1 protein-coding gene is annotated in these 549 nt (G+C 37.0%); it reads right to left on the bottom strand.

The annotated features are described in order from the left end of the window. Positions 1-394 (bottom strand): thiamine phosphate synthase (locus tag SB679_RS23090; RefSeq protein ID WP_410704635.1); only part of this gene is annotated, 394 nt, incomplete at its 3' end. Positions 395-549: the final 155 nt, after the last annotated feature.

Genomic DNA, 549 nt, shown 5'->3' with positions numbered 1-549 from the left:
AATCAGCACCATATCCTTTTTTGGAAATACTCGGAAATAATGGGCTTATAAAGGCGTATTCCCATTCTTTTTCCAACATATTATAGGCTGTAATGTCATGCACAGAGGTTGAAATAATATTTTCAGTCATCCATGTCTTGTACTTGCCTTGCCTTCGATCTTCTTCTCTAAAATGAAATCTGGAAATATTGTAATCTTTTCCAACCTCATAATGAGTATGCAAAATCAATTGAGCGGAAAAAGAGTCATCAATGCTGTTTATAAAACCCGTCATCTCTTCTCTATTGATCCAGGGCTTTCTGATATGAAGCAGATCCAGGCCCTCATTAAACATTTGATTAATAATCTCAGGTTCATTGGGAATTATTGTTTCAGGAGTGATAACAAGGATCATATATAAATTTCCTTTCCTTTTTCGATAAACTCTTGTGATTTATCCAGCATTCCTTGTTCTGCAGACTCTCTAATTTCCTGCGTAATCTTCATGGAGCAGAACTTTGGCCCGCACATAGAACAGAAATGGGCAATTTTTGCTCCGTCAGCAGGAAG

The sequence above is a fragment of the Chryseobacterium sp. SIMBA_029 genome (genome assembly GCF_046535275.1).
Classification (GTDB): domain Bacteria; phylum Bacteroidota; class Bacteroidia; order Flavobacteriales; family Weeksellaceae; genus Chryseobacterium.
Note: the sequence above shows the minus strand (reverse complement) of the source record. Positions and strands in the feature narration are given on the sequence as shown.